The organism is Thermococcus sp. (genome assembly GCF_027012695.1).
In the GTDB taxonomy this organism is placed as follows: domain Archaea; phylum Methanobacteriota_B; class Thermococci; order Thermococcales; family Thermococcaceae; genus Thermococcus.
The window spans coordinates 1-1,619 of the sequence record NZ_JALUYR010000117.1 but is presented as its reverse complement, the minus strand read 5'-3'; the positions used below and the strand labels follow the sequence as shown (position 1 = coordinate 1,619).

2 protein-coding genes are annotated in these 1,619 nt (G+C 54.9%); both read left to right on the top strand.

The features are described from left to right. The coding region (locus MV985_RS08395; RefSeq protein ID WP_297465242.1) for a hypothetical protein at positions 1–260 on the top strand (260 nt) is incomplete at its 5' end. Positions 261–270: 10 nt separating this feature from the next. Continuing rightward, positions 271–1,619: alanine racemase (locus MV985_RS08390; RefSeq protein ID WP_297465240.1), on the top strand; the 1,349-nt coding region annotated here is incomplete at its 3' end.

Below are 1,619 nucleotides of genomic sequence, written 5' to 3'. Positions count from 1 at the left end.
AAGCCGCTTACGAACTGGAGATGCTCGCGCTAAAGAGGGGCGACCTAAAAACGGCGCTAAAGTACGCGCTGCTGCTCAAAGTTAGGAAGCTAAGGTACGAACCCCTATATTCCCGCGCCCTCTTCGAAGTGGCGGTGAAGCTCTACGAGGAGGGGTATAAAACCGACGCCTGCCGCCTCGTAGGGGAGGTAAATCCCAAATATTTGAGCTCGGCCGCCGAGCGGCTTAAGCTCGAAACTATAAAAGCCTATTGCGAGTAGGAGGTGGGGGATGAAGAGAAAATACGAGAAGCCGGTTATCAGCCGTATAAATGTCGGATTTGCAAACAAGATGGGGGGAAAGGCTTTCGCCTTTTCCCGCGTGAGGGACAATATAGACGGGGTTCCCATTCATGAACTTGTGGAGCGGTACGGTTCTCCGCTCTTTGTCTTTTCCGAGAGGAAATTGAGGGAGAACTTCCGCCGATTCAAGCGCGCCTTTGAGACCCGCTATCCCAATGTGGAGTTCAGCTGGTCCTACAAGACCAACTACCTAAAGGCTATATGCGCCATCCTCCACCAGGAGGGGGAAACCGCCGAGGTGGTTTCGGAGTTCGAATACGAAAAGGCGAGACGCCTCGGCATCCCCGGCGACCAGATCATCTTCAACGGGCCCTATAAGCCAAAGGACGCCCTCAGAACCGCCATCCTCGAAGGGGCGCGCATCAACGTCGATACGTTCGAGGAGCTCTCCGATATAGAGGAGATAGCCAAGGAGCTCGGTCAAAAGGTCAAAATCGGCATACGGATAAATATGGATACCGGTATAAGACCCCAGTGGAGCCGCTTCGGTTTCAACCTCGAAAGCGGACAGGCCGAGGATGCGGTCAAGAGAATAGCCGCCAGCGACTGGCTCGAGTTAAACGGTCTGCACTGCCATATGGGTACCTTTATACTCGACCCCAGGGCCTACGCTGTGGAAGTGAAGAAGATGCTCTCTTTCGCCTACCACGTTGAGGACACCTACGGGTACAAAATCGAGTACCTCGATATAGGCGGCGGCTTTCCCTCCAAAAACCGCCTAAAGGGCGTCTATCTGCCCCCCGAGGTGGCCGTTCCCGACATAGAGGAGTACGCCGAGCATATCACCTCCGCCCTCTTAGAAAACCTGCGCCCCGGGGATTTTCCCAAGCTTATCATCGAATCGGGTAGGGCGATCGTCGACGAAGCGGGCTATCTGATAACGACCGTATACGCTGCAAAGCGCCTGCCCAACGGTTGGAAAGGTTATGTACTCGACGCAGGGGTCAATATACTCTTTACGGCCTTTTGGTACAACTTCAAAGTGGAAGTGGACCGCCCGCTCCACGGTGCCCCCGAGCCCAGCGTCCTCTACGGACCGCTGTGTATGAATATCGATGTGATAAACGACCTCGAGTACCTGCCGCCAATTCCGAGGGGTACCCGATTGATACTATCGCCCGTGGGCGCTTACAACGTCACCCAGTGGATGCAGTTCATCCGCTACCGCCCCAACGTGGTGCTTATAGACACCTCGGGCGATGTCCACCTCATAAGGGAAGCGGAGAACATAGAGGACATAGAGAGGAGGGAGAAACTACCCGACCACCTGAGGTTGAC